This is a genomic window from Alkalihalobacillus sp. MEB130 (assembly GCF_032335535.1).
In the GTDB taxonomy this organism is placed as follows: domain Bacteria; phylum Bacillota; class Bacilli; order Bacillales; family Bacillaceae_D; genus Halalkalibacter.
Map to the genome: position 1 here is coordinate 1 of NZ_JAOANA010000057.1, position 1,845 is coordinate 1,845.

The window sequence follows — 1,845 nt, forward strand, 5'->3', positions numbered from 1 at the left end:
GAGGCTGGGACATAACTAGCCGAAAATAATAAAAAAGGGTTCCAATCATGAAAATAAAATGATTGGAACCCTTTTTCTGTTGATTTATTCTTTTATCCGAAGCTTGATGGGCACTTATGGCGGTGTACTTTCGTATGTTCACCGCCATGAGCGCAAACCCTAATTCATTTTTGACCTTCTCATTGCCCCTTACTGACATTCGAGTGAAACGCAAATTAGCCTTCAGATTTCCAAAAACTGGTTCTACATCCACCTTACGCTGGCCATAGATCTCTCCCGTTTTCTCTTCTGAAAGCAGCTGTTGAATTAGCTTCTTTTGTTGTTCCCATTTTTCATTGATTAAGATTTTTCGATTGTTTCCTTCCTTCGCTTTGGTACATTGAGAGCGGAAGGGGCACTCTGAACAATCTTCGCATTCATAGACATTGAATGCTCGTGTAAAACCATTACGATCTGTGCGCTTTGACTCGTAACGAAACGTCAGCTTTTTCCCATTTGGGCACGTAAATAAGTCATCTTCCTTATGATAATCCCAATTAGCTGGCTGAAATTTATCTTGTTTAAAACGTTTTTTCTTCTCTTTACGATATGTATTGTACGTGATAAGGGGCGTGCGCTTCCGATTATTAAGCACATCCTCATAATTTTCCTCACTTCCATAACCAGCGTCTGCCACGATGTAGTCTGGGAGTTCAAAGAAATGGTGCTCAATTTTATTAAGGAATGGGCAAAACGTACGTGTATCAGTTGGATTTGAATAGACCTCGTAAGCGAGCGTATATTGACCTTCTGTCGCAATTTGTACATTATAACCGGCTTTCAGTTGTCCATTTTTCATATAATCATCTTTCATTCGCATAAACGTGGCATCGTGGTCTGTCTTTGAATAACTGTTCCGTTCTTTGAAGATTTCCATGTCTTTTTGGTACTTCTGTTTACGTATGGAGAATTCTTGAAATTGTTTATGAGCTTTCTTTGGTTCTTTTCGCTTTGAACGAAGGTCTTTCCTTTCGCTTGCCGCTTCACTTGCTTCAATTTGTTTAGTGTATTCTTCTACGGTCTCTTCTAACTTCTCTGTGATAAAAGAGAGTTCCTCCACTGAAAGTTCCTCAGTGCTTTCTCGCTCAATCTCAGGAATGATTTCTTTTTCCACCAACTCATCATACAGTTGGTTTGATTTTTCGATCAAACTAGCACTATATTTTTCGATCGATTTTCGCCAAACGAATGAAAACTTATTGGCATTGGCTTCAATCTTAGTCCCATCAATAAAAATGGCTTCATTGTCAATTATCTTCTCTTCGACAAGTTGACAACGAAATTGAACAAAGCACTCACGGAGGAGTTCTTGAACTTCCGGATGAACACGGAACCGATTAATGGTTCGGTAACTTGGCTCATAACCTTGAGCCAGCCACATCATACGTACACTGTCTTTAAGAAGACCTTCAATCTTCCTTCCAGAAAAAACGGATTGTGTGTAAGCACATAAAATGACTTTCATCATCATACTCGGATGATAAGCAGGACACCCGGTCTTTCTTAGGAAGCCGGCAAAGGCTTCTTCTGGAATCTGCTCTACAAGATGATGAACCACCAATGCGATATCATTTTCTTGAAGTTTCATTTCTAAATTTAAAGGCAAAATTATTTGATTCATGTTATAGTGTTTATACATAAGGACATACCTCCGATGGTTATTGTGTAGGAACTTTAATTTTATCAGAGATTGTCCTTTTTTTGTTTTATAAAATGAAAAACATACATAGGAAAGAGGCCCCAAGAACAAAAATGTTCTCGGGCCTCTTTTATTTCAATTTACTGAGTTTTGTCCCAGCCTCTTTT

At 38.6% G+C, this 1,845-nt stretch carries 1 protein-coding gene; it reads right to left on the minus strand.

Annotated features, from left to right (window positions below; all coding sequences use genetic code 11):
* On the minus strand, positions 1 to 1,678 hold a 1,678-nt coding region (locus tag N0O92_RS23670), incomplete at its 3' end, for an IS1182 family transposase (RefSeq protein ID WP_315617496.1).
* Between the last annotated feature and the right edge of the window lie 167 nt (positions 1,679 to 1,845).